A 25,827-nucleotide genomic window follows, 5' to 3' on the forward strand; every position below is an offset into this window, starting at 1 on the left:
GGAGGGATTACCGTGGAAGCCCTGACAATCCACACCGGTCGTGTCATCCCCTTGGACCGGGCAAATGTTGACACCGACCAGATTATTCCTAAGCAATTTTTAAAACGAATCGAACGGACCGGCTTCGGTCAATATCTTTTTTACAATTGGCGCTTTGACAGTCAAGGCAATCCCAACCCCGATTTTGTGCTAAATCGGGATGATTACAAGACGGGATCGATTCTGTTGGCTCGTACTAACTTTGGTTGCGGTTCTTCCCGTGAACACGCTCCCTGGTCTCTTCTCGATTATGGTATTCGGGTAGTAATTGCTCCGTCCTTTGCCGATATCTTTTATAACAACTGCTTTAAAAACGGGATTCTACCCGTCCGTTTGCCGGAAACACAAGTGGATGCATTGTTTCAACGGATCAATCAAGGAAAAAGCCAAACACTAACCGTCGATCTAGAAAAATGCCTCGTCAAAGACGATTCCGATTTTGAAGTCGACTTTGAAGTAGAGCCTTATCGCCGCCACTGCCTCTTAAACGGCTTAGACGATATCGCCATCACCCTGCAATCGGATGAAACAATCTCCACATACGAAGCAAAGCTTCCTGGTTATTATTCATTGCAATCAGTGGAACGAACATAATCGAACTAAAAAGCCAGCCGTCCAATAATGTTGGAGGCTGGCTTTTAAATTCACTTTCGCTTATGCCGATTTGTAGCGAAGTCGAAATCCGCATTCAATCAAGCATATTGACCGGTTCCGGTACCAAGGTACCGCCGTAAAATGTATCCTTTTATCAGGGGAGCAGCACCGGCTTCACTCAATGAGACTGCTCTAAGCGACGTTTTTCCTGGGCAATCACTTGACGTGCAGCCATCCATATCTTCGCCTCCACCATGCCCAGTTGGTAAAGCTCCAGCAACTCCTCTTCCATCATATATAGATCCGACAACGGGTCCCCTGTGTAAATAATCGTGCCAAACCGCTTTAACAACGCCCGTACATCTGCCATCACTCGAATGGATGCTTCCTGAACCACTTTTTCCACCAACCCCAAAATATAAAATCCGACGGCAAAAAGCCTTTGTTTAGATATGGTAAAATAAGATCAACGATATCCGATCTGTTTGCCAACAAGCTTACTACTACGTGAAAAGGGTTGTGGCCATATGCCATTTTCTGATTTTATCCAAGTGAAATCGATGGAAGGCGAGCTGATCATCTCCCAAAAGCGTAATCAATTGGGCTGCACGCTGACCACAAAAGAACTGATTTTCCAAAAACCACATACTTCTTATCAAATCATGCTTTCCGATACATTGGGATTAATTCCTTTTCGCTTGAAACGGCCGACACCCCTGTGGGAAATCGTCGGAGACTCCGCCGTTCGCCCACGGTTTCCTCAACATTATTATCGCATTTCAGCCCATCGCATTCGGGTCATCAATCGAAATGGCAGCTATGAGCGAGGTCCGACTGATTTGTTGGTCCCACTCAATGATCGCTTTATTCAGCAGTTACAACAACTGGATACCTTTGCCGCCATCACTACGTAGATAAAACCCATTATCATCCGGCGTGTTTTTTGTCGATAATCGGATACGCTCGGTACAGACTTAAGGCGATCGATGAGGCGATTAGCACTTTTATGATATCGCCCGGAATAAAGGGCAACACGCCAGTCGCCAACGCCACTCGCCAATCCAACCCCGCTCCCAATACTAACCATGACATTCCGACGAGATTGATCAGCGCCGTTCCCCAAATGAAGTGAACCAGCGCCAGTCGCCAAAAATGAAGCCGGGGAGCCATCCTTTCCGTCCACCAGCCGATGAGAAAAGCAGCCAAGGGCCAACTCCATATGTATCCCGCAGTAGGTCCCACCAATATCGCCAACCCACCACTTCCCCCTGACAATACCGGTACTCCAAACGCCGCCAGCAGGATCAAAACGGCGATACTTGTCGCCCCCCAACGGGCGCCCAACACCGATCCGGCCAACATCACCACCAGTGTCTGCAGCGTAATCGGTACCGGTGGTAACGGGATGGCGATCTGACCCGCCACCGCGGTCAAGGCCGCAAACATCGCAGCAAACAACATCAACCGAATGGAAGCTGTCTTTCCCTTCATGCACAACACCTCGATTTCCTATAGGTCAAGGAAATCATAAAAAAAGGTCGACTAATTGTCAACCTTCATATATCCTAAGTTAACATATATCGCATCAGGACAAGAGCTCTTTTACATACTGTGGCAAACGAAAGCATCCATCCAGTATATCGTGGTTAACATAGCGGTTTCCCGCGGTCACCAGTCGCTGTCCGTCCGCTTCCAACGGATCGTGCCGCAGCGATGCCAGAGTAAAGCTCCATACTCCGCCGGGGTAGGTGGGAATCGCCGCCAAATAAGTGCGCACCACCGGAAACAGTTCACGTAAGGTGTGATGGACCCGCTTTAGTACCTCAGGGTGAAAGACGGGGGACTCACTTTGGCACACTAAAATTCCGTCATCCTTTAGCGCTCGTTTCGCATCCTGATAAAATGGCTTTTCAAACAATACGGCCGCCGGACCGACGGGATCGGAGGAATCGATGGCAATCACATCATATGCGTTTTCCCGCTCCTTGATAAAAGCAGTCCCATCCTCATAAACAAAGCGAATGCGCGGATCCGGTTCACCAAAGCCGGCCACTTCTGGTAGGTGGCGTTGACTAACTTCCACTACTTTGCGATCGATCTCCACCATATCTACTGCTTGCACGGAGGAATATTTTACCGCTTCCTGTGCTGCCCCACCGTCACCACCACCGACAATACAAACGTCTGCCGGTTGGGGATGGGTCGCCAGCGGAACGTGCATAATCATTTCATTATAGATAAAGCCATCTTTTTCCGTGGTCTGAACCACGCCATCCAATACCAATGTCTTCCCAAAACCTTCTGTCTCAATCACCGCCACTTCCTGAAAGACCGACTCCTCCTTGGCCAATACCCGCTTTACTTTCCATGTCGCGCGAAAGCCAAAACGGTCTTCGGGATCAGACAGCCAATCCGTGTCATCCCAGACGAACACACCTTTAATCGTCAACGCTGGGTACCCTCCTCTTTTTTTATGAATCAATGATAAGACTGCTGTCTCAGCCGGACAATCGCCCGCACTTCTCCCCACTCCGCCAATAAAATATACAAACGGATCAGGCGTGACATCTGTTAAGCGTCACCTTGCCAAACGTCGATCGAGAGGGGGAACTGGTGTATGTATCAGATGCATTCCATGCACCAACAACCATGAACCACGCCAGACGCCGCCGCGGTGACGTACATTCTCTGTCTGCCAGTCACCCGGCCAACACCTTTGTTCCCGTCATCCGCCGCGCCCGCCACAGTGTGGTCTCCATTTTGGCGGAAGACCAAAACGAAGCGGTACCGGCGTCCTTTTTTGGCCGCATTTTGTCTGAATGGGGCGGCCAATCGACCCCACGTAAGCAGCGCCAATTTGGATCGGGTTTTATCATTTCACCCCAAGGGCTCATTTTGACCAACGAGCATGTGGTACGAAATGCCCATCGGATACTGGTCAACCTATATGGACATAAAAAGCCGCTGCTGGCGGAAGTAGTATGGAGAGAACCTCGCCACGATATCGCCGTCATTCGCGTACAAGCGTCTCAACCCCTTAAACCGCTTCCGATGGGCTCATCCCAGTTGACGGAAGTGGGGGAATGGGCTGTCGCCATCGGCAATCCTTTGGGGTTAAACGATTCCGTTACCATCGGTATCATCAGCGGCAAAGATCGCCCCCTTCGCCTGGAAAACCGCCACTTCGGCAATGTAATCCAGACGGATGCCGCCATCAACCCCGGCAACAGTGGTGGACCGTTGTTAAACATCTTGGGGCAGGTTATCGGTATCAACACCTTGGTCGTCTATCCTTCTCAAAGCATCAGTTTTGCCATCCCCATCGATGAGGTCAAACCCTTGATCCGATCCCACTTCAGCGGATAAGTGGATACTAGCCAACCGCTATCCAGCCTACCTGGATTCAAGGGAATTATACCATACCTAGTCCTACTCACCTACACAGGAAAAGCGAGCAATCCGCGGGAGATGCTTTATCTACCCACGGATTGCTCGCTTTTTATTTGCAACGGTTCCAGCAATACACGGATCACTTCAGGACGGGAAAACTCAGGGGGCGGTGTAACGCCGGAACGAAGCATCGTTCGCACCTTGGTGCCCGACAGGATGAGTCGATCAGCTTCGGTATGTGGACACGTCTTTAACGATGCCATGCCTTGACAACGACGACAGTAAAAGCTGTGTTCAAAGAAGAGCGGTTGAATGCCCAGTTCCTCCACCGGTAAGGAACGGACCAAATCCTGTGCGTCGTAACTGCCGTAATAATCTCCCACTCCCGCATGATCCCGTCCTACGATGAAATGGGTACAGCCATAATTTTTTCGCACCAGTGCGTGAAAAACCGCCTCCCGCGGCCCGGCATATCGCATCGCTGCCGGAAAGATGCCCAGGCATACTCGATCACGGGGGTAATAAGCTTCCAAAATCGCCTCATAACTGCGCATGCGAACTTCCGCCGGAATATCGTCCGCTTTGGTAGGACCTATCAGTGGATGTAAAAACAAACCGTCCACTATCTCCAAGGCACACTTTTGGATATATTCATGGGCACGGTGGACAGGGTTACGCGTCTGAAATCCCACGACCGTCCGCCAACCCCGCTGTTGAAAAAGGGTACGCGTCTCAGCAGGGTAAGCGGGGTATTCGGCAAAGTTATCTCGCCTCGGCTTCCGCAACAGATAAACGGGTCCACCCGCCCGCCACCGCGATGCGCGGAACAACTGGCTTACACCTGGATGTTTTTGATCCTGAGTGCCAAAGACGCGCTCCGCTTCCCACACAGGATCAATTGCAAACAGACTCTTCACTTCCATTAGGGCTACGATCTCCCCGCTGGCGGCATCCCGCAACCCCAACTCCATCCCCTCCCGCACATCGCGGGAAACCGGCAAGGTTATCGGGATGCTCCACACGGTTCCATCCGCCAAACGCATACGATTACAAACACGATAATAATCTTCTTCCGTCAAAAAACCCCGTAGAGGAGAAAACACCCCTGTCGCCAAACATTCCACATCGGCTAAAGCAGCCGCTGACAGGGAAACCGCCAGCCCTTTTTCCGCCCGACGCAATCCCTCCTGTCGGCGCGCTCCACTCCATACCTGATCGACCAGCCGTCCTCCATGAGGATCTGCCACCATCTTACTTCCCTCCCGCCAAGGAGCCGGATTGATGTTGGTGCAAGCCACACTCGGTCCTGGACATCCCCCGCCAGCGACCGGCCCGGCTATCCTCTCCCGGACGTACTTGTTGCGTACAGGGAATACACCCGATGCTGGGATACATCTGCTCATGCATCGGATTAAAGGGAACACGATTTTTGTGGACATAATCCCACACTTCTTCTATCGTCCAATGGGCCAAGGGATTTAATTTGGCCATCTGGAATATCTCATCCCATTCCACCGTTTCCGCCTGGGATCGGGTTGGAGACTGCTCCCGTCGAATCCCTGTACACCAAGCCCGGTAGTCGGAGAGAAAACGGCGCAGTGGCTCTACCTTGCGAATGGCACAACAGGTGTGAGGGTCCCGCTTCCACAACGTTTCCCCGTAATCCTCTTCCTGCTCCTTCAGCGAAAGCTCCGGTACCACGCGGATAAAGTGTTTCCCATATCGTTTCGACAATCGTTCACGGGTTTGATGTGTTTCCGCAAACAACAAATCCGTGTCTAGATAAAAAATCTCGATTTCCGGGTTCAGTTGAAACAGCATATCCACCAACACGACATCTTCCAATCCAAAGCTGCATGCCAGGGTAAAGGAGTTCCCGAATCGCCCCACCCCCCACTGCAACACTTCCTGTGGCGATGAGCGACGAAGGGCTTGCGCCGCCTCTTTAACTGCTTCCTGATCACTAACCTCCGCCACTTCTGTCGACATCGTAGCCATCTTGGATCGATTGAGCAATGATATCTCCCTCCTCCCTTTTTTTCATATTCCAAATCGAGTAGGTAGGTGCCCCTTTTTTCGACCGATCCTCCTTACAAAAGTATTGACATACTCCTTCGAAAGGCGTAATATAAAACCCATTAATCGCATGAGAATTACAGGTTGTTGATCAAGCTATATATCGGATAAAGAGGGAGGGCCGCCCTTCCAACATTTTGATAATCAACAGACCTCATAAGAATTAATCATTGAGATAATCCGGTTATAGGAAAGGGTGAGTACGATGTGGTTGATGTGGAGTGTAGCCGTTGTTTTGCTGTTGCTCCTATTTTCTCTGAAACAGTTCTTCCGAATCAGCTTCGGCATTCGTGTCTTGATTGCCATGCTGCTAGGTGTAGCCTTTGGGGCCTATTTTGGTGAAACCGCCGAGCCAGTCAAATTCTTCGGCCAGGCATTCGTCAGTCTGATTAAGATGCTGGTAATCCCGTTGGTGGTAACCGCCTTATTAACCAGCATCACCCGTTTGCGCGATCCTTCCCAATTGCGGAAAATCGGTACCAAAACAATTGCTTGGTTTCTGTTGACCGCTATAATCGCCAGCGGGATCGGTATTGCGGTTGGAACCGCAATCAACCCCGGAGCCGGTATCCAGATGGGGAGCGAGCAAGTGGAAGCGCGGGAGATTCCACCAGTATCCGAGGTATTCCTGGATATGATTCCTTCCAATATCGTGTCTCAGGCTGCGGATGATAAAATTCTGCCAATCATTCTGTTTACGATCATCCTGGGGATCGCCATCAGCATTGAAAGCCAGCGTGACGCTGCCCGTGTCAAACCGTTTCAAGATTTTATCGAGGCTTTTTCACGCATTATATTCCGTGTAACCAAATTGATTTTAAAACTAACCCCTTACGGGGTGTTTGGGTTGCTGGCTTCCGTCGCCGCCAGTTATGGGTTGGACACCTTACTTCCCTTGACCAAGATGATTGCCGCTGTGTATCTGGCTTGTCTGATCCATATGGTGATCACCTACGGCAGTATCGTCACCTTTGTAGCCAAGGTAAACCCAATTCGCTTTTTCCGTAAAATCTATCCAGCGGTGGTGGTCGCGTTTTCCACCCGCAGCAGCTACGGCACACTTCCCGTCACCATTAAAACCTTAACCAATCGGGTAAAAGTGTCGGAGAAGATATCCAGCTTTGTTGCCCCTCTTGGCGCTACCATGAATATGGATGCTTGTGGAGGGCTATACCCTGCAGTAACCGCCATCTTTGTGGCGACAGTCTTTGGCATCGATCTCGGGGTGACCGATTATCTGCTGCTCATCGGCACTGCCACCTTGGCTTCTATCGGGACCGCCGGGGTGCCCGGCACCGCTTCCATTATGACGACAGTGGTGTTGAGCAGTTTGGGACTTCCCCTGGAAGGGCTGGCCCTAGTACTGGGAATCGATGCACTGTTGGATATGGGACGCACCGCCGTCAATGTTACCGGAGACACCGTTGTCTCCCTGGTGGTAGCCGATTCAGAAGGAGAGTTTGACCGCGAAGCTTTTAACAATAACGACTCCCCGGATGAACTGGAATTGAACACCCCTTCCAATACCACAGCGACCAGTAGTTGATGTCACCGATACAACAAACAACCCGGCATCAAACACGTACGTGAGTGCTAGCGGTCGGGGGGATTATCCGCCTTAAGCCTGTACTCACCAGTACAAATTTCGCCTTGATCGCTTCGCTCCTGGGTCTCGCTATGCGTAGTAGAGCGCTCAACGGATAAAGCAGTAATTTGTCGCAACAGGAAAGCCCGACATCGGTCAAGATGTCGGGCTTTCTTCGGTGCAATCCAATTTTCTCGATCAGGCGGTTACTGTATCACTTGCAAATGTTTTCGCCGTTTCCCGTGCTTTCTCCTTGGCTTCAGCCAAGATTGCATCCACCCGGTCCGGGAATTGGTTCATCCCCTCAACGCGAACGGTTTCCACATCGGTAATGCCAAAAAAGCCGAGTACCGCCACCAAATAAGGGTTGCTGAAATCCATGGCATCCATCGGTGCTTCACTGTAGACGCCGCCGGTCGCATGGATATGGACCGCTTTTTTCCCTTTTAACAACCCTTCCGGACCTGCTTCCGTATAGCGGAAGGTTTTACCTCCAACCGCCACGGCATCGATATAAGCTTTCAACTGCGGAGGAACACCAAAGTTCCACAGCGGAGAAACAAATACATAGCGATCAGCCGCCACAAACTGATCGACCAATTCGCCGAGCCGGGCCACTTTTTTCGACTCGTCCGGGGTAAGCGCATCAAAGGATTGGCCCGCACCCAGCTTGCCCCATCCAGAAAGTACATCGGCATCAATCAATGGAATCTCTTCTTTATACAGATCCAGATGAATGATTTCGTCCTGAGGGTTGGCTTCCTTGTAAGCATCCAGGAAAGCTTGTCCCGTTTTTAATCCAAAGGAGTCTTCTACCGCTTTTGGGTTGGCGGTAACATATAATACTTTGCTCATGTCTCCCCATCCTTTTCTCGATGTAAAACTAACTAATATTTAGTGACTTACTAAACAGAAGGATAATCGATTTACTTACTTTTGTCAAGTTAATCAACTAGAGAAAGCGCTTTCCTCGATTGATCTTAGCCGAATATCTGATACCATAAAAATGATGACTCTATTTCGTACATAAAGGAGTGGAAAAAATGCAGCTCATTGTTTACTTGGCTGGTCAGATCCACGATGATTGGCGGGAGCAACTGCGGTTAAAAGCGGAGGAGCGTAATCTTCCAATCGTGTTTAAAGGGCCGCAAGAAGATCACGACCGCTCCGATGACATCGGTGAAGCGATCAAGGGGCAACAGCCCAACGCGGAGTACCGGGATCAAGCCGCCTCTGAGATGAATAATCTGCGCACCCGTATATGGATGGAAAAAGCGGATGTGGTTATCGCCCTGTTCGGAGAAAAATACCGCCAATGGAACACGGCAATGGACGCAGCCATCGCGATTCAATCCAACAAACCCCTCATCTTAGTGCGGCCGCCAGCACTGATCCACCCTTTAAAAGAGCTGGCACAACGGGCGCAAGTGGTTGTGGAAACACCGGAGCAAGCCCTGGATGCGTTGGCATATGTATTAGAATAAAAAGGCCCTCATACGGGGGCTCGAAAAAAGTGACCCTGTCCCAATTAGAAAACCGTGGGCGGGTCACTTTTTATGATACGTAATACGGGGTCGCAGACAGCGCTGATGAAAGTCGCACCTATGGGGTGAGATTTATCACCCCTAGTTCAATATACGGAAACCAGATGAAAATAAACCCACGTGGATAAAGGATATTGGAAAACCAATCCCCACTAATCTCCAAATCCTCACTCCGCTTCCCCGGCTAAGGCGGCAGGCTGGTTTTCAAACACGACATAATCGACATTGATATTATGGAATACCATATCTTTGCCCGACTGTTGATCACGAACCAGGATAAAATCCCGCCCCACCCCGCGCAGCGTGCCTGTCACTCTTTTTGCGTTCCACTGGGGATTGTTCTCAAAGGTGAGGTAGACGGTAATCAGCTTGCCGACGTTCCGCTCCAACAGATCCTCGGTATAGACCCGTTCACGCCGCTGGGATACCCAGCTATAATCAGCCACCTGAGCCTGATAGGGATAATTCCAATACATCCCGCTACACCCCCTCAATAAACGTTAGGACACTCGGTCGCAGAAGGAACATAGAAACAGTGCGCTTTAAAACGGCCGCTGTTTGTCTGATTAAACCAAGTTGGCGGACAGACTCCTGGCGGTCGAAAAAACCAGAGCGCATAACGCGCCGGGTCAATTCGTTCCCCTTTGACCACCCGTCGCGCCAAGCGAATCTCCCGTTGGCGTGCCGCCTGATAAAAGTAAGGCTTTTGTACCGCCTCAAACCCACCGGGTGATTGAAAAACCATCTGCTGCAATGTACTCAGATCTTGAAAATCCAAGCAGTTGGATCTCACCCGATTAACCCCCACATTTCCCACCATCAACATCCCCTGCTCGCCATCCTCTTCCGCTTCCGCCCGCATCAACCGCGCCAACAACTTGACGTGCTCGCTGTTTGTCCGTACCACCGCCATAGAAACCACCTCACCCTTAACCCTATTTCAGGTGAAGGAAAAAAAGAACCGGAAGCTGTAAGTGCAATTGTCGATCTTATACAACTCCGATATTATTTTTGTGAAAATATCAATAAATTCCTTGGTTATATTGACCAGATGGTATAAAATGAACATGCATTTGACAGTAAAGAATCCCTTAAATCATTATTTCTTTCGGTCTTTTTGTTGATGACTCAACTTTATCCACATCTTTATAGGGGGCAACCAATCATGCTCGATCGTGTAAGACTATCCATGGTGACTTTGTTATGCATCGCTTTAATTGGATGTAACTCGCCTGTAAATAATGCAGCTGATAACGATGAGAGCAGGGAAAAAAACTTCGCTAAAACACAATCGATTGAAGACATCCTAACAGCAAAACCAGGCACCTTCGCTGGAGACAAATACAATGTAAAAAAAATTGAACAAGAGCTTAAAAAACATGACAAAATGAACCCCGATGAAGCATTTGCGTTAATGCTATCCTATGTAGCGGAAGATTATCGACCGTTTAAAAAGAGATTGGATGCGTTTGATACCGAACACCGGCTGAGTGATCAACCGGATATTGCTGCAGGGATTGATTTTGTACCAGAACAACTGAATGTAGCCATCTTGTTGGATGCAAGTGGAAGTATGGCCGGGCAAGTTCCAGGTGGAGTAAAAATGGACTTAGCGAAGGAAGCGGTTAATCACTTTGCTTCTAACCTTCCAGAAGGAACCAATGTCTCCCTCCGTATTTACGGCCACAAAGGAAGTAACAGCGAAAAAGATAAAGCAGTGTCATGTGATAGCAATGAGGTTATCTACGAAGCTCATACATATGATGATCGTTTTCAACAAGTATTGGATAACGTAAAGCCCATAGGCTGGACTCCTCTGGCAGCCGCCATTAAAAGTGCCAAGGATGATCTAAGTGCTAATTCCGAAAACGCCCGCAATCTCGTTTATGTGGTGAGTGATGGAGAGGAAACTTGTGGTGGTGATCCGATCAAAGAAGCGAAGCATCTCAATCAATCGAATATACAGGCGATGGTCAATATCATTGGCTTTGATGTGGATGACAAAGGACAAAAAGAATTAAAGGAAGTAGCTGAAGCTGGTGGTGGCGTGTATGAAACCGTAGACACAGGCGAGGATTTGCAAGCATGGATGGAGAATGAGCGTTTAAAGATCGATGCGGCTTGGGAGCAGTGGAAAAACGATAATTATTATTCGGTTGCGGAACAAAACTCGGATAAGCATTTTGACTTAATGGAGTTAGAAGATCATTTTTATGAAGTGTTGTCCAGAGAAGAAGGTCGATTCTATAAACTAGCAATGATGATGGAAGATATGAATTTAATCGAGGATAATAATAAGATCGATGAATGGATTGAATCACGTGGAGACGAGCTCGATCAATACATCAGTGAATACTTGAATCAGTTGGATCAAGATATAGAAAAGGATGATGAGAAAACAACAAAAGAGCTTGAAGAGAAAGCTCCATAAGAATGAAAGCGGGATGGATACATGCTCTTCCATCCCTCATTAGTCTTTACCATGGTTTCAGCTAAAAACGTCGATTGATAGCAGAGATGTAATGGTGAAAGAAAAACCGTCGATTGCAGCATATTTCGCTATAATCTCTTTTCCATTCGTTGTTGGAGGTTGTGCAGCGATTTTACCTGATGTCTCAACTGTATGGTTGGAAATATGGATATTATCTTTATTTCTTTTGATTTGTTGGATTGGTTATGGTCATTTTTTTGGCCATTTTTATCGTTTGTCCCATCGCTATCTTTTTTCAATCGTATCTGTAAACCTCGGCGCATTTTATGCTTTGGTATTAGCGTGGAGAATTTCAGGAGAAGCCGTGTGGTTAGGGGTTGTGTTCGCTGTTTTGTTTGTCGCTTCAATCATATTGGGTTATAAACATCGGGCAACGGTGTGCAAATTGTTCAATATGGATATTAAAAATGGTAAACCAAAAAGCCAGAAAGATGGGAACCTTCGATGGATCGGTATCCTATTTATTGCTGGCTCCATTGTTTCAGTTACAGGTGGAGGAGCGGCAACGGGATTACCAACTTTAGTACTTTTTATCTGTACCATGATCATCAGTACGACGTTTTCCACCATCTATTATCAAGTGGAAGTAATGGCTGAGTCTCAAGAAGACAGCAATCCCCTACCCTGACACCCCCTTTTACCTGCTCAAACAAAACTCCCTTACCCAGGGGAGTTTTGTTTATTTTCTACGGTGTTTTTACGCCCGATAACCAATCCGCCCGTTTACCACGGTCATTCTCACCTGAGCCTGTAACCATTCATCCGGATCCGGTCCCAACAAATCCCGATCAAATACGGTAAAATCAGCCCATTTACCTGGGGAGATGGAGCCGCGCTCCCCTTCCTCCCCCGCAGTCGCTGCCGCACCCAGAGTGAATAGACGCAACGCTTGGAGAGGGGTTAGTTTCTGTTGCGGCAGGTAGCCTTCTTCGTGAGCGTCTTCCGGTGCCCGCCGAGTAATCGCAGCATGGATGCCGAGCAGCGGATTAAGCGGCTCAATTGGGGCATCGCTTCCTCCTCCACAGGGTAAGCCGGTTTCCAACAGCGTCTTCCACGCATAAGCGTAATCCAGTCGCTCACGCCCCAGTCGGTTCATCACCCACGGGAAATCGCTGGCAACAAAGCGCGGTTGGATATCCAACGCCAGCGGCAATTGCGTCAAGCGTTGTAATAAGTCTCGTCGCAACACCTGAGCATGGATCAGCCGGTCCCGGTTGGGGGCGGATACCCACTGCCGCAACGGAAATGCTTCCAAGGCGTCGAGCACCATCTCGGTTCCACCGTCTCCGATGGCATGTATGGCTACGGTCATCCCTGCCTGGCGGGCGTGCTCTACCCATCGCTGTAACTCGGCCGGCATATGGACAGATAAGCCACAGGTGTCAGGTGCATCGGCATAGGGTTGCGACAATAGGGCAGTGCGCCCGCCAATGCTGCCATCGGCAAAAAGCTTCATCGCCCCGATGCGAAACCATTCATCGCCATCTCCCGTTTTCCATCCTCGCTCTTTGATCTCTTCCAAATAAGGATGATAGATCAAATGATGGCTGCGTAAAGGAATATCCACCTCCACCAACCCTCGAAAAATCGATTCTAGCGCATCGACGCTTTCCGCTGTGCGCAAATCTTCCGTATGGACTGCAGTCAGCCCAAGAGAGAGCGCTTCTTGCGCCCCCGTTTGCGCCCATTTTTTTCGATCTGCGTCTGTCGCGGCAGGTAAGGCTGCAAAAAACGGCTGTGATGCGTTTTCATATACCAATCCATTGAAATTGCCCCTGTCATCGCGACCAAAAGATCCATCACTCGGGTCCGGCTCATTCTGCCCAATCCCAGCCGTTCGCAAAGCAGTGGAATTGACCAAATACACATGGTGACACGTCCGGGTCAGCAACACAGGGTGGAAAGGGGTGACGGCATCAATTTCTGCCAGTGTGGGAAGAGTAGGCTTTTTCCAGCGGTTCTGATCCCAATGAATCCCGCGAATCCATCGGCCCTCCGGCGTTTTGGCCACAACTTCCCGCAAGCACCGCAACAATTCTTCTTTGGAGTTCACCTGGGATAAATCAAGTAGAGAGCGTTCCATCCCATAAGCCAGCAAATGCAGATGGTTATCCACCAATCCCGGTGTAACCACATTTCCTTCCCAATCCACCACCGGCACATCATGGCGTCCAAATTGAAGCAGCAACTCCTCTGTCTCCCCAACTGCGCGGATACGTCCCCACTCGATATAGACCGCTTCCGCTGTAGGACGCGTCGAGTCTAACGTGATCACCTGGCCATTGATGAATAAAGCCCGTTCCACCGTTTATCCCCTACTTTCCTGTCGGCTTCTCCAAAAGACTAAAAGCTGGTCATTCCCGCATCTTTTTCAAAATCTCCACGGTACCATTGATATTGACACTCCCGCGATTTACTGTAAAAAGGCTGTCACTTCAACCATCAACAAGGACTCAAAACAACACATGTCCCACCCATACAAACAGTGGCAAGGTAATCAGTGTCCGTTGCAAAAAGATGACGGCTAGTTCCCAAAAACGGATTGGAATCTTCGATTTTAAAAGCAATATCCCGATCTCAGAAAGATAGATCAACTGGGAAACAGCCATTCCCGCAATCACAAAACGCGTCAATTCACTTTCGATTCCCGCTCCGATCACCGCGGGTAAAAACATATCGACAAAACCGACGATCAACGCGGGCGCAGCCGCCTCCGCTTCCGGTACTTGTAACAAGGTCAACAGCGGGATTAAAGGTATGCTCAACCACTGGAACAACGGTGTAAATTCCGCCACTATCAAAGCGAGCGTACCTAGCCCCATCACCAATGGAATCAGCCCCAGCCAAATATCCAACACATTAGCCAAGCTGGCCTTTAACACACCACGAATGCTTGCCCTTGAGGCTTGATCTTTGGCCTGTTCCATCCCCCAGGTCAATGGTGATTTTCCGGCGGGCACTTCTTCGTCAATCTGTTTACCCACTGGCTCATAATAGATATCCGGTTTCCAGGAGAGGGGAGGGATACGCGGACAGATAAAAGCCGCCACCACCCCCGCCAAGAGAATCGTCCCGTACAAAGGAAGAAAATAAGCCCCTACTCCGATATAGGTGGCAATCACCAAACTAAACGCAATGGAGGCGATGGAAAAGTTGGTGGCGATTACCGCCGCTTCCCGCTGCGTATAATATCCCTTTTCATACTGCTTCGTGGTGATCAACACTCCTACTGGACCACTCCCCATCCAAGAAGCGACTGCGTCGATGGATGAACGGCCCGGCAAGCGAAACAGTGGCCGCATCACCTTATGCACAACAGTGCCAATAAAGTCCATCAGCCCAAATTCCATCAACAGAGGCATAAACAAGGAAGCAAACAAAAACCAGGTGGCCAATACCGGAATCAAGGCAAACAATACCGTACCACCCGTCACTTCGGATGTAATCGCCTCTGGCCCCCATTCCCACAATGTCATGGCAGCAAATATCGCTCCAACGACACGAAAAGTCAACCATCCCCAGGAAAGATCGAACAGCGGGCGCATAATCGCTGATCGTGCGATCCAATGTGGCTGAAACACCCGAAAAAGAATACTACCAAGAGCAGCTACTACCATCACTGTGGTCATGATACCCGGGAGCCATGCCGCCGACCAGGATTGAACGGTTTCGGCCATCACTCCTACCGGAATATTCCATTTATCAGATACATAAACAGGGGTGAGAAACAAGAACACCCCCAGTAATGAGGGGAGAAGAAAACGTAAGAGTCGCCTCCAACCGGCTGTCTCCCAAGTTAGAGAAACCAATTTTTTTGGCTGGGGTGCAGGCATATGAGCCACCTCGTTAGTATTTTTATACAAAACAACTGCATAACCTTACACGAGGATAGCAGAATACCCTACCACTGGCAACAGTATGGTTTATCACATGCCACGATGTCGATAACCTGCCACCATAAGTAAGAGGAAACCCCAGCGATGTTCATTACAGAAAGATTTTTAAGGGCAAAGGGCCTCTACTGTATTATTCTACGGAAGACCCCGAAGGCGGATAGACTGCCGGAAATCTACTTAAGTCCCGGTCTATCGGTAAAAACTACTCAATTGCGAGAATCATGCACCAACAGCGTACATGTTTCCACATGGGCGGTCTGCGGAAATAGATCAAAGGGTACAATCCGTTCCACCCGGTAACCGGAACGGGTGAGGCGGTTACAATCTTTTGCCAGAGTGGAGGGATTGCAAGAGACGTACACCAACCTTTTTACCGGTTTCTTCGTCAGATAACGCAACAGCCCTTCATCCATCCCAGTGCGAGGAGGATCAACAACCACCACATCCGGTTTCAGCCCTTCCTCTGCCCAGCGGGGGAGCAGTTCCTCTGCTTTTCCCACATGGTATTCCGCATGCTTGATCCCATTGAGGCGAGCGTTGTAGCGGGCATCGGCCACCGCTTCCGGGACGGTATCCATCCCGATCACCCGTGCGGCGGCGTCGGCCAGCCATAACCCGATGGTACCCGCACCGCAATAAGCATCCACCACGGTTTCCGCCCCGGTTAAAGCGGCCGCCCGTCGCACTTCATCATACAACTTTTCCGTCTGGGCCGGATTCAACTGAAAAAAAGAGGGGGCGGACAAGGCGTATATACGGGATCTCAAGCGTTCTTCAATCTTTTCCTTGCCCCATAACAACCTCGTTTTCTCACCCATGACCAGCGATGTGCGCCGGGGGTTGTGATTGAGGACAAGACTGGCCACATCGGGTAATCGTCGAATCCCTTCGATTAGCTCTTTCTCCCTGGGAAGCGTAGGTGTACGGCTGATCAACGCTACCTGGATCTCCCTAGTGGCAAAAGCCCGACGAGCCATCACATGGCGAAGGGAGCCACGATGGGTCCGCTCATCGTAGATCGGAATCCCCGTCTCTTGCAACAGCTTTCGCACCTGTTCCAAAGTCTGGTTGATCGCAGGATGTTGCACCAGGCATCCACTTAGATCGACGAGGCGGTGTGACCCCGCACCGTACATGCCCATCTTTACTCGGCCCTTCTCTTCCTTGAGGGGCAATTGTGCTTTATTGCGATAATCCCATGGCCTTTCCATCCCCCGCGTCTCCTCCAGCGGTAATGAGTCGACATCCGTATAGCGGGAAAACGCTTCATCCACCAATTCCCGCTTCAACCGCAACTGCATCGCATATTGGATGTGCTGCGTTTGGCAACCCCCGCATTCCAAATAGACGGGACAGGGAGGAGTTTCTCGATGCGAAGACGATTTTAAGCGTTTGACAATTTGCGCAGAGGCATGACGTTTCTCCACCCGGGTCACTTTTACCAGCAAATATTCCCCTGGAATGCCTCCGGAGACAAATACAACCTGCTTTCGATAATAGCCAACCCCTTCACCATTGATCCCCATCTTACGGATCGGCAGACGAATCATCTGCCCAATCTGTAGCTGTATATCCGAAATCATCTGTTCCTCGTTTCCCTTCGCTTTCAAATAACCCTTCTGACACTGTATATTTTTTGCATAATCAACCAGCCTATCTCATGCTAACGTAAGACCTTAACAACGAAAAGGCCCTACTACATTGTATCGAAATGTGAAGAAATGCCCAAATTCGACATACTTCTTGATATACTAACCACGAAAGGGGTTTCTGCCCATTCGTCAATCCCATAGTCAGGGGGGTATCACCATGTCAGATTACCAACCGAGAGGCGGTCTTAAATTTTCTACGCATGTCTTGGAAACAATCGCTGGGATCGCCACGATGGAAGTTGAGGGCATTACCGCGATGAGCGGTGGAGTAGTAGAGGGAATCAGCGAGCGACTCGGCCGCAAAAATCTCACCAAAGGGGTAGAGGTGGAAGCGGGAGAGCAGGAAGTGGCCATCGACCTGCGGGTGATTGTGGAATATGGTCGCAATGTTCCACAGGTTTATGAAAACGTGATTCAAAATGTCAGCAACGCCATCCAGCATATGACCGGATTGCGTGTAGTGGAAGTCGTCATGTATGTCGAAGGTGTCTCCTTCCCGGAAGAAGTTTCGGCAGCACCGCCTGAGCGAGGACGTGTACGATAATCCGATGGAATCAATATCCCCAGAAAAAGTTACATCGAAAAACCCGGCATCGACTTTTGTAGACGGCCGGGTTTTCCCTTGTAAAAAGAAATCGGACCACGACAGGCTCGTTGATTATCTGAATTCAACAAGATTAATCCTTCATGCATCCTCGTCAACGACTTACCATTGAAACGGTGAGCTTGTAACGATCCAGTCATGCGAGCGATTCTCAGAATCTCTGATCTTGAATTGATGTTACATCAGGGCAGGCTGACGGCTACCCATACCACACCAGTCATGCTGATGCAGTCCCAGCACAACACGGTACTCACATTCCCGAATGTGTAGGTTGTTATGAAATTGTTGTTTCCAACATCGCTTCTGCCGTCTCTTCAATCCCCACTCCAAACACCGGTCGATCGATCACGCGACTTACATTGAACCCTAATTCCGCCAACAGCACCGATGGATAGGAAGGATCCCAACGCCGTAATATCATGGCCACGCAATTTCCGTCCTTTGGCTGAACCGCCATATCTATAACAGCCAATCCAATGCGGCGAAGGGTTTCCCGTAAAGCGGGTATAGCCTCCGCTGGAATCGATTCGCGGGTCTCCAAAAAGAGAAAACGAGATCCTCCCGCATCCGGCGGCAACAACGTCGCCGCCGCCAACGAATCCTGTCGATCCCCCGGCAGAAGAAACACATTGCACAAGTCTTCCGCCATGGCGCTTGCTGTCGGTTTTTCCCCGGCACCGTGACCGACCAGCATCACATCCTGCACCACATCCCCTTCCAAGCGGACGGCGTTGTGTACACCCTCGATCCGGGCCAAGGGGTGTGAGAGCGGAAGTAGGGTAGGTCCTACCTGGAGTGAGATGGGACCCTTTTCCCCATACTGCACACCCAATGCCAAAAGCTTGATGCGATACCCCAGCAAACGGGCAAGCGCCAACTCTGACAGCGCAATATCCCGGATGCCCCGACAGGAGATTTCGGCCGGAGGAATCGTTGTTTCAAAAGCCAATCGTCCTAAGATCGCCAGTTTATAGGCGGCATCCACTCCATCCACATCCGCGCTTGGATCTGCTTCTGCATACCCTCGCCCTTGAGCGTCTGCCAGTGCCTGTGCAAAAGAAACTTGTTCCGATTCCATTTTGGTCAGAATATAGTTGGTCGTGCCGTTAAGAATGGCGGAAAACCGATGGATGCGATTACTTTTCAACAGATGGCGTACGCTTCCCAATATCGGAATTCCTCCGCCAACACTGGCCTCATACAACAATTGCACTCCTTTTTGGCGGGCAAGACGCTCCAGTTCAACTCCGTGCTTGGCGATCAGTTCTTTGTTGGCGGTCACAACATGACATCCTGCAACCAATGCCCGTTCCACATAGGTACGGGCCGGTTCCACTCCCCCGATCGCCTCCAGCACCACCTCTACCTTTTGCTCTAACAACCGCTCGAATCGGGTTGTGAGCAACGATTGTATTCCTGCCACACGGCGCTGTTTTCCCGTATCGCGTACTAAAATTCCGCGAACCTCAAACCATAGACCTGTTCGCTTCACAATCACATCCCGATTACTCTCCAATGTCTTAAAAACACCAGTCCCGACGGTTCCCAAGCCCAACAGGCCCACCCCGATTCGTCGCACCACGATCCCTCCCCTGTAAATAAAAATACCCTCTCCGATAAGGAGGGGGTGGGGTTGCTGATAGAACAGCGGTTTAAACCGTCCACTCCTTATCTCTCCACACCCGCAGGCGCAGCAGGAATTGGCACCATTTCCCTCCCGGAATCTGTGATTCCGGATCGGACGGTTGCCGGGCTTCATCGGGCCAGTCCCTCCACCACTCTGGATAACGAGTTTTCATGTTCGATTATGAGTAATACCAAGTATTATGCAACAGCTCGATCATTCTGTCAAACAAAAAAACCGCCTCTGGCCAAAGGTTCAGAGAGCGGAGTTCCATGACTGGGAGTAAAGAGAGCGATCAACAATCTGTCTCGTTGAATCGGGGGAAGCCAACAACTCTAGTTTGTCGGACATCGAATCACGTAGGGAAGGTTGCCGGATCAATCGGACCACCTCTTCCGCCAATGTATCCGGTGTTGCCGCCCTGGCGGCACCGTGACGCACAACATGAGCCAAATTAGCCCTTTCTTGACCGGGCAAAGCTTCAAACAAAATCAACGGTACGCCTTTAATCATCGCCTCTGTCACCGTTAAACCTCCCGGTTTTGTTACCAAGACTTCGGCAGCATCCATCAGGAGGGGCATATCATCGCGGGTACCATAGATGCGAACATCTTTATTCGCTGCAAAGTCGGAGAGCTGCTTCCACAGCTTTCGATTGGATCCGACCAGTACCCATAATTGAAATTCCCCAGTAAAGTTCGCTAGGGTTTGCGCCAACTTGGCCAATGGACCACAGCCCAGTCCCCCTCCCATCAGTAGAACCAACGGGCGGTTGGGATCGGCTCCCAGTCGCTTTTTCGCTTCATAAGCGGAAACCGATTCCCGGAATCGGTGGCTATAGGGAATCCCCGTTTCCACTAACTGTCCCCCCCACTTCCAGGAGAGCCACTTTCGCTGCTCCGATGTCAGCAGACGGGCGGGTACGCATAACAGATCCGGCGCTTCCATCAACCACAGGGGATGCAACTCATAATCCGTCAACACACCCACCGTCGGCAGAGAGCGCCAACGGGACGGCAACAGCAACAGGCTAAAGGGATGGGTGCTCACCACCCGTGTCGGTGCAAAGCGATACAACAACCGGTTTACTTTATGGCGGATCATCCAACCGGTTTTTTCGATGATCTCCGAGGAAAAGGTCCGCAACCAGGCGGAATGATTGGTCCGATCATACAAATAGGAGTAGACAAAGGGAAAACGACTCAGCATCCGGTTATAACCCGATTGCAAAAACGGATGCACAGAACCGGGGACCAACTCCAGTAAATCGATCACTTCAGCTGGTACTCCCCGAGCTTCGTACTCTTCCTGCAACGCCTTTGCAGCGGCATTGTGCCCGGAACCGAAACCCATTGTTAAAATGATGATCCGTTCCATCCGTTTCCCTCCTAGCTTTATACCTTTATTATGCACGATTTCACTCCAAAAAAAGGGGATGTTAACAAGGATTAAACAAAATATTAATGGTGACGATTGCTTTTCCTTCACTCTATAATTTGTATATGTTTCTATTAATTCAATATACCAGTAAATATGCGTTTAAAAATCCCTTGATTTGACGCATTTCTTTTTGCGGTAAGATTTACCTCTTTCAATCCCCTGATTTTTAAAAAATTGCTATGATATAATTTTGTCCAATTAGACTTCGGTAACTGTTGAAGAGGGTGGAAGAGTGGATATCTTACGTATGCACGAAGTGGGAGAGCTTATTCGCAAAGTCCGAAAAGAACGAGGCCTTCGCCTAGAAGATTTGGCAGACACCAATATTTCTCCTGCCACCATCAGTAATATCGAGCGTGGCCTTCCCCATGTGAACACGCAGAAAATTGATTATTTGCTTACAAAGTTAAACGTAAGCATGACGGATCTTCAACAGATGATGGCCAATAATCAAAGCGAACAAGAAGAGATCGCCCATCGTCTGATCGCAGCCGAAACCTTAATCGACCTCGGCTATCCCCACCTTGCCGAGGAGTGGGTGGAACATACTCCAGATGATCAGCATCCCCTTGCCGTTAAAGGTTATCATATCAAAGGGCGACTAGCCATGGAACGCACCGATTGGAAAAAGGGGGAGCGGTGGCTGCATCAAGCACTGCGCTTAGCAAAAGAAGACTCCGATACCAACCAGATCATTCAATCCCATCTGGAACTGGCCCGTTTTTATTTTCGTCTGAGCGAGTGGTCACAATCCTTGCACCATGCGGACAGCGGATTGGAAGTTCACCCACCGGAAGAGGATGGAGAGATCCGGGGAGAACTACTACTATTGCGCGCCCTTACACTGGAAGTGACCAACCGTCGGGCTGAATGCCTGCAAACGGTAAGGCAAGCTTGGGAGAGCGGCTCTCTCGGTTCACCTTCCACTCAGCTGGAATGGTATCGTCTTCACGGGGAAATCATGCGCTACACTGGATTGCTGGAAGAAGCGGGCCGGATTGCGGCTGAAGGCTTGCAACTGGCTCACCGTTATCGCGATCGGCAGGCTCTTTTCCGTTTATGGGCCTTATCCGGAAAAATTCAGATGGACCAAAGGAATTGGCTGCAGGCAGAGATCAGTTTACGTACAGCGTTAGCTTGGGAATCCGTCATCTCCGATCCGAAACGAATGGCATCCATTCATATCGGACTGGGACAAACTTATACAGAATTGAACCGGCATGAAGACGCTAGGCTCTGGCTCCATAAGGCCGTGGAATACAGCAGTTCCTGCGATGATCCACGTCCGCTGGCACAAGCCCTGCTCGCTCTCGGTGATCATTATTGGGCGCGTGGCGACCATCAGCAGGCCGCCTCCCAATATCAGAGTGCTTTAGAACGGAGTCAAGAACATCAGCTGTTGCAACTGGAACATGACGCTTTGTTTCATTTGGTTCAGCTACAAGAACAACTGGGTGATGAGCAATTTGCTCACAATATGCGACAGCTGTATGAACTGCAGAAAAAAATGCGAAACGGATCATAACAATCAGTCGCAAGCGGCTCCGTCGGAGCCGCTTTTTCTTACAGAAAAACTCATCTGTTACGATTGCCCAACATACCGTTATTGATTCAATATCTTAACGGGATTTGTTTGCCAACTCTTCTTGCGCCATTCGGATCATTTCCTTCACCATCTGACCGCCGATTGGACCACCTAAGCGTCCAGCCTCTTCCGCTTTAAGGTCACCGTTTTTTCCGTCCTCCCTGTATGGAACACCGAGGCGATCTGCCATTTCCGACTTCATCTCTTCGGTTGACGCACCGGGATCGTCCGTCTGCCGAGCCATTACCTGCTGCTTTAGCTGATTCATCGCATCTCTCGCCTCTGGAACCAATAAACGGTTTCTCCTGCGTCGGGCCATTCCTTGTCACCCCCTCTCTCCCTCTATTCTTTGTAATAAAAAACCGCCTGATTCAAGGCGGTATATCCAAGAAGTTCTTCTGTTTTTAGCGCTTATTTCGCGAAAATGTGCTTTCCGATCTTGTCGATTTGCGGACGGCTCCAAATCCATTTGGAGGTAGCTGTAACGGGGTTAAAGTAGAACAATGCCCCTTGGGAAGGGTCCCAACCATTAACGGCATCCTGAACAGCCCGGTATGCTTCCTCGTTAGGTGTCAACCAAATTTGGCCGTCATCAACGGCAGTGAACGCCCGCGGTTGAAGAATCACTTCTTTGGCGGTATTCGGATACTGCGAGGATTCCATTCGATTAAGGATGACAGCCGCAACCGCCACTTGACCCTTATAGGGTTCACCCCGAGCTTCACTGTATACGCCTTTGGCGATCCACTCCATGTCTTCTTTGCTCAAGTTGGCTTTCTTATTGGCTTGGACTTCTTTAGCCTTTTTCCCAGCCGTCGCTTTTTTTAGGGTTGTCCAGGTTTCCGGTCCGGTAATGCCGTCGATGCGAAGATTGTTATCTTTTTGGAATTGAATCACAACCCGTTCCGTTTGCAAACCGTAGATACCGTCTACCTTCGGTGCATAACCCAACTTCGTCAGTCGGTGTTGCAGATCCCACACATCCCCATTGGAGCTACCGTAGTGCACCAGGGTAGGAGCAGCTGCTTCCGCTTGCTTTCCGAAAGGCACTGCTACACCGACGACGGTAATGGCGAGAGCCAACCCGATCGTCAAGATGCTTTTCATCTTTTCACTCCTTTAAGTTTGTGGGAATTCCCGTTCTCTTTATATATGAATCTCTCGATTTCATCCCACTTAAATTTGTAATGGAAAACGAAAGTTTCCAACCACACCAGGCATTATATAAGGCCTCGCTAACGGATTCAATAGCAAATGATTAGTATGTAAGGTAATATATTCTAATTTCCTATATAAAAAAGCGGCGGGGAGGACCCACCGCACAACTTTTTCGTTTACTTTTTAGTATCCAAATAGCGTTTATTTACTTCATCCCAGTTAACGACATTCCAGAAAGCTTTAATGTAATCGGGACGTTTGTTTTGGTATTTCAGGTAGTATGCATGCTCCCACACATCCAGCCCCAAAATTGGCGTGTGGCCGTCCATCAACGGGCTATCCTGGTTTAGAGTGTTGATCACCGCCAGGTTCCCATCGTTTTTCACCACCAACCAAGCCCAGCCGCTGCCGAAGCGATTGACGGCTGCATTGGCAAACTCCTCTTGAAACTTGTCAAAGCCGCCAAATGTTTCGTTGATAGCAGTTCCCACTTCACCGGTTGGCTCACCGCCACCGTCTGGGCTCAAAATTTGCCAGAAGAGCGTGTGGTTCACATGGCCGCCGCCATTGTTTTGGACTGCACCACGAATGGCATCCGGCACTTGGTCGATATTGGCGATCAATTCATCCACGGATAGGCTTGCAAGTTGTGCATGCCCTTCCAATGCAGCATTCAGCTTATCCACATAGGTTTGATGATGGCGTCCATGATGGATCTCCATCGTTTGCGCGTCAATGTGGGGTTCCAGTGCATCAGGGGGATAAGGCAGTGCAGGCAATTCATGTTTAGCCATACGAAAAACCCTCCTGTATGTAGGTTTAAAAATTTCCTCCCCTAAATGTGGAGAGGAGTCCATTAAGGGATATTCCCGTTTATATTATGCTAAAAACCTATGGGAATATCAATATTCTCGTTTTCACCCCTGAACGGAATCAGATGTCGCTTCTTGTTGTTTCTCTTCTTCTTCCCGGCGTTGGATCCATTCTTGCAGAAGTTCAGTCAATTGGGTTACATCATCCAAGATATAATCCGCCTGTAACTCCTCAAATTTAGCACGTGCTTTTTGTCCGGAGGGTCCGGTTAGTGTCGCTGCGAACTGACAACCCATCCGGCGTGCCGCCAATAGGTCCGCCACCGAATCCCCCACAATCAGGATTTGATCGCCTTGCGGTAACGGCAAACGGGCACCCACACTTCTGGCATCCGGTTTATTCCGCCCCAAATACGCTTTTACATAGGTAAAGGGATGGGGTTTTCCCAGGGGAGCTTCCTCGGTATACAGCTCCTCCGCTTGCCGGACGTCCGAGGCGGTCACAATTCGATTTGCATCAAAGGCATCCCACAGTTGCAATGCTTCCAATGGTACCCGTGTTTCCAGTGCAGGCCGCCCGGTACCGATTCCTAGGCTGATCCCTTCATTTGCCAAAGCATCCAAGGTGGCTCGAATTGTCTCCGGTTCTGCCAGAGGGATTTCCTGTTGTAAAAATCCCGTTTTTTCCGGATAGAAGCTTCGCTTTTTCTCATGTTGCTCAAACTGATCATGTCCTAGATACCATTCTTGATAAACATCCCGCCCCAGTTTCCACAGGGAACCGCCATGGGTAAACACATCTGTCTCCTTACCGGACCAGTCTGCCACCAGTAGGGATAATCTTTCCAACAGTTTAACTTCCCCGCTCTCTTCCGCATCCAGAGCGTCGCGCACCTCATGAAAATGGGGTTGAAATTCGATTTTTGCCCGTTGGGTCTCTTCCCCAATCTGTTGCAGTGCTAAACGACCGATCGGACGAGCCAAGATCTCTTCCACAAAATCAGGGTTCGTCTGATGAAGTTGTTGTAGTAACCGCTGCAATTGAAAACCGAATAACAGCGCCACCATATCCCAATTGGAATTAACCCCGATTGATTTGAGCCATTCCAGTACCCTCTCATCATCCAATACCGCTCGCCGTATTTCCTCGATGGTTTCTTCTGCGGGAGCGGGATGGAAGGAACCGCCGGACAGACCCAGGCTATACTCACTATACAATAATTCCCACACACTGAGACAGGTGGAATCAAAGCAGCGTTTCTCGCTTAACAACACGCCATCCACATCAAATAAAACAACCTGAACCATCTGCCATCCTCCCTTTCCAATAAAAATCT

General features: G+C 49.7%; 26 protein-coding genes and 1 riboswitch. Of the genes, 9 read left to right on the forward strand and 17 right to left on the reverse strand.

Annotated elements, in window-relative coordinates; genetic code table 11:
* The first annotated feature begins 12 nt into the window (after positions 1–12).
* On the forward strand, positions 13–633 hold the full coding sequence (gene leuD, locus C8J48_RS12890; protein WP_107727440.1) for a 3-isopropylmalate dehydratase small subunit: 621 nt from the start codon (positions 13–15) through the stop codon (positions 631–633).
* 178 nt (positions 634–811) lie between these two features.
* Here leuD and C8J48_RS12895 read toward each other — a convergent pair whose 3' ends face one another.
* Entirely contained in the window at positions 812–1,039 is a 228-nt protein-coding gene (locus C8J48_RS12895; RefSeq protein ID WP_245891224.1) for a YqgQ family protein, read from the reverse strand.
* 121 nt (positions 1,040–1,160) lie between these two features.
* Between C8J48_RS12895 and C8J48_RS12900 the strand changes: the two genes are divergently transcribed.
* Positions 1,161–1,547 carry a hypothetical protein gene (locus C8J48_RS12900; RefSeq protein ID WP_107727441.1) on the forward strand — a complete coding sequence of 129 codons (387 nt, stop codon included), beginning with the start codon at positions 1,161–1,163 and terminating at the stop codon, positions 1,545–1,547.
* Positions 1,548–1,560: 13 nt separating this feature from the next.
* On the opposite strand, the gene C8J48_RS12905 is transcribed toward C8J48_RS12900, so the two are convergent.
* Together C8J48_RS12905 and speE are read right to left on the reverse strand one after the other, a co-directional pair.
* Positions 1,561–2,124 carry a biotin transporter BioY gene (locus C8J48_RS12905; protein WP_107727442.1) on the reverse strand — a complete coding sequence of 188 codons (564 nt, stop codon included), beginning with the start codon at positions 2,122–2,124 and terminating at the stop codon, positions 1,561–1,563.
* Positions 2,125–2,218: 94 nt separating this feature from the next.
* A complete protein-coding gene (speE, locus tag C8J48_RS12910) occupies positions 2,219–3,082 on the reverse strand; it encodes a polyamine aminopropyltransferase (protein WP_107727443.1) in 864 nt (287 codons plus the stop codon).
* Positions 3,083–3,246: 164 nt separating this feature from the next.
* On the opposite strand from speE, the gene C8J48_RS12915 reads away from it, so the two are divergent.
* Positions 3,247–3,999 (forward strand): S1C family serine protease, encoded by a 753-nt coding sequence (locus tag C8J48_RS12915; protein WP_107727444.1) that lies wholly within the window; start codon positions 3,247–3,249, stop codon positions 3,997–3,999.
* A 107-nt stretch (positions 4,000–4,106) separates the two neighbouring features.
* Here C8J48_RS12915 and sat read toward each other — a convergent pair whose 3' ends face one another.
* Both sat and C8J48_RS12925 read right to left on the reverse strand, forming a co-directional pair.
* Positions 4,107–5,273 carry a sulfate adenylyltransferase gene (sat, locus tag C8J48_RS12920; RefSeq protein ID WP_107727445.1) on the reverse strand — a complete coding sequence of 389 codons (1,167 nt, stop codon included), beginning with the start codon at positions 5,271–5,273 and terminating at the stop codon, positions 4,107–4,109.
* Between the two features lies 1 nt (position 5,274).
* A complete protein-coding gene (locus tag C8J48_RS12925) occupies positions 5,275–6,012 on the reverse strand; it encodes a phosphoadenylyl-sulfate reductase (protein ID WP_107727746.1) in 738 nt (245 codons plus the stop codon).
* 292 nt (positions 6,013–6,304) lie between these two features.
* On the opposite strand from C8J48_RS12925, the gene C8J48_RS12930 reads away from it, so the two are divergent.
* Complete coding sequence (locus C8J48_RS12930) at positions 6,305–7,645, forward strand: dicarboxylate/amino acid:cation symporter (RefSeq protein ID WP_107727446.1); 1,341 nt, start codon at positions 6,305–6,307, stop codon at positions 7,643–7,645.
* Positions 7,646–7,882: 237 nt separating this feature from the next.
* Here C8J48_RS12930 and C8J48_RS12935 read toward each other — a convergent pair whose 3' ends face one another.
* Positions 7,883–8,539: an FMN-dependent NADH-azoreductase gene (locus C8J48_RS12935; RefSeq protein WP_107727447.1), complete on the reverse strand. Its 657-nt coding sequence runs from the start codon at positions 8,537–8,539 to the stop codon at positions 7,883–7,885.
* A gap of 188 nt (positions 8,540–8,727) precedes the next feature.
* On the opposite strand from C8J48_RS12935, the gene C8J48_RS12940 reads away from it, so the two are divergent.
* Positions 8,728–9,168, forward strand: a complete 441-nt coding sequence (locus C8J48_RS12940; protein WP_107727448.1) for a YtoQ family protein — start codon at positions 8,728–8,730, stop codon at positions 9,166–9,168.
* A gap of 227 nt (positions 9,169–9,395) precedes the next feature.
* On the opposite strand, the gene C8J48_RS12945 is transcribed toward C8J48_RS12940, so the two are convergent.
* Positions 9,396–9,704: a spore coat protein GerQ gene (locus tag C8J48_RS12945; RefSeq protein ID WP_107727449.1), complete on the reverse strand. Its 309-nt coding sequence runs from the start codon at positions 9,702–9,704 to the stop codon at positions 9,396–9,398.
* Between the two features lie 14 nt (positions 9,705–9,718).
* On the reverse strand, positions 9,719–10,141 hold the full coding sequence (locus tag C8J48_RS12950) for a cell wall hydrolase (RefSeq protein WP_107727450.1): 423 nt from the start codon (positions 10,139–10,141) through the stop codon (positions 9,719–9,721).
* Between the two features lie 252 nt (positions 10,142–10,393).
* On the opposite strand from C8J48_RS12950, the gene C8J48_RS12955 reads away from it, so the two are divergent.
* Both C8J48_RS12955 and C8J48_RS12960 read left to right on the forward strand, forming a co-directional pair.
* The gene (locus C8J48_RS12955; RefSeq protein WP_170105473.1) at positions 10,394–11,659 is read left to right on the forward strand and encodes a vWA domain-containing protein; all 1,266 of its coding nucleotides are present in this window, start codon (positions 10,394–10,396) and stop codon (positions 11,657–11,659) included.
* Between the two features lie 94 nt (positions 11,660–11,753).
* Complete coding sequence (locus C8J48_RS12960) at positions 11,754–12,347, forward strand: hypothetical protein (protein ID WP_146160492.1); 594 nt, start codon at positions 11,754–11,756, stop codon at positions 12,345–12,347.
* A 69-nt stretch (positions 12,348–12,416) separates the two neighbouring features.
* Here the strand turns inward: C8J48_RS12960 and C8J48_RS12965 are convergent, their stop codons facing one another.
* The 3 genes from C8J48_RS12965 to rlmD form a co-directional block, all read right to left on the reverse strand.
* On the reverse strand, positions 12,417–14,024 hold the full coding sequence (locus tag C8J48_RS12965; RefSeq protein ID WP_107727453.1) for an amidohydrolase: 1,608 nt from the start codon (positions 14,022–14,024) through the stop codon (positions 12,417–12,419).
* 148 nt (positions 14,025–14,172) lie between these two features.
* A complete protein-coding gene (locus tag C8J48_RS12970) occupies positions 14,173–15,552 on the reverse strand; it encodes a YjiH family protein (RefSeq protein ID WP_107727454.1) in 1,380 nt (459 codons plus the stop codon).
* Between the two features lie 269 nt (positions 15,553–15,821).
* On the reverse strand, positions 15,822–17,225 hold the full coding sequence (gene rlmD / locus C8J48_RS12975; RefSeq protein WP_245891150.1) for a 23S rRNA (uracil(1939)-C(5))-methyltransferase RlmD: 1,404 nt from the start codon (positions 17,223–17,225) through the stop codon (positions 15,822–15,824).
* 199 nt (positions 17,226–17,424) lie between these two features.
* Between rlmD and C8J48_RS12980 the strand changes: the two genes are divergently transcribed.
* On the forward strand, positions 17,425–17,811 hold the full coding sequence (locus C8J48_RS12980) for an Asp23/Gls24 family envelope stress response protein (RefSeq protein ID WP_107727455.1): 387 nt from the start codon (positions 17,425–17,427) through the stop codon (positions 17,809–17,811).
* 334 nt (positions 17,812–18,145) lie between these two features.
* Here the strand turns inward: C8J48_RS12980 and C8J48_RS12985 are convergent, their stop codons facing one another.
* Positions 18,146–19,450: a homoserine dehydrogenase gene (locus C8J48_RS12985; RefSeq protein WP_170105475.1), complete on the reverse strand. Its 1,305-nt coding sequence runs from the start codon at positions 19,448–19,450 to the stop codon at positions 18,146–18,148.
* Between the two features lie 86 nt (positions 19,451–19,536).
* Positions 19,537–19,662, reverse strand: a riboswitch (SAM riboswitch).
* Between the two features lie 88 nt (positions 19,663–19,750).
* A complete protein-coding gene (locus C8J48_RS12990; RefSeq protein WP_107727456.1) occupies positions 19,751–20,872 on the reverse strand; it encodes an MGDG synthase family glycosyltransferase in 1,122 nt (373 codons plus the stop codon).
* 295 nt (positions 20,873–21,167) lie between these two features.
* Here C8J48_RS12990 and C8J48_RS12995 point away from each other — a divergent pair, with 295 nt between their 5' ends.
* Entirely contained in the window at positions 21,168–22,460 is a 1,293-nt protein-coding gene (locus C8J48_RS12995; RefSeq protein WP_107727457.1) for a helix-turn-helix domain-containing protein, read from the forward strand.
* A gap of 94 nt (positions 22,461–22,554) precedes the next feature.
* Here the strand turns inward: C8J48_RS12995 and C8J48_RS13000 are convergent, their stop codons facing one another.
* The 4 genes from C8J48_RS13000 to C8J48_RS13015 all read right to left on the reverse strand — a co-directional run bounded on the left by C8J48_RS13000 (position 22,555) and on the right by C8J48_RS13015 (position 25,798).
* Positions 22,555–22,839: an alpha/beta-type small acid-soluble spore protein gene (locus tag C8J48_RS13000; RefSeq protein ID WP_107727458.1), complete on the reverse strand. Its 285-nt coding sequence runs from the start codon at positions 22,837–22,839 to the stop codon at positions 22,555–22,557.
* A 92-nt stretch (positions 22,840–22,931) separates the two neighbouring features.
* Positions 22,932–23,627 (reverse strand): spore cortex-lytic enzyme, encoded by a 696-nt coding sequence (gene sleB, locus C8J48_RS13005; protein ID WP_107727459.1) that lies wholly within the window; start codon positions 23,625–23,627, stop codon positions 22,932–22,934.
* A gap of 227 nt (positions 23,628–23,854) precedes the next feature.
* Complete coding sequence (locus tag C8J48_RS13010) at positions 23,855–24,472, reverse strand: superoxide dismutase (RefSeq protein ID WP_107727460.1); 618 nt, start codon at positions 24,470–24,472, stop codon at positions 23,855–23,857.
* 123 nt (positions 24,473–24,595) lie between these two features.
* Positions 24,596–25,798, reverse strand: coding sequence for an HAD family hydrolase (locus C8J48_RS13015; RefSeq protein WP_107727461.1), 1,203 nt, complete (start codon positions 25,796–25,798; stop codon positions 24,596–24,598).
* Between the last annotated feature and the right edge of the window lie 29 nt (positions 25,799–25,827).

The sequence above is a fragment of the Desmospora activa DSM 45169 genome (assembly GCF_003046315.1).
Classification (GTDB): Bacteria; Bacillota; Bacilli; order Thermoactinomycetales; family DSM-45169; genus Desmospora; species Desmospora activa.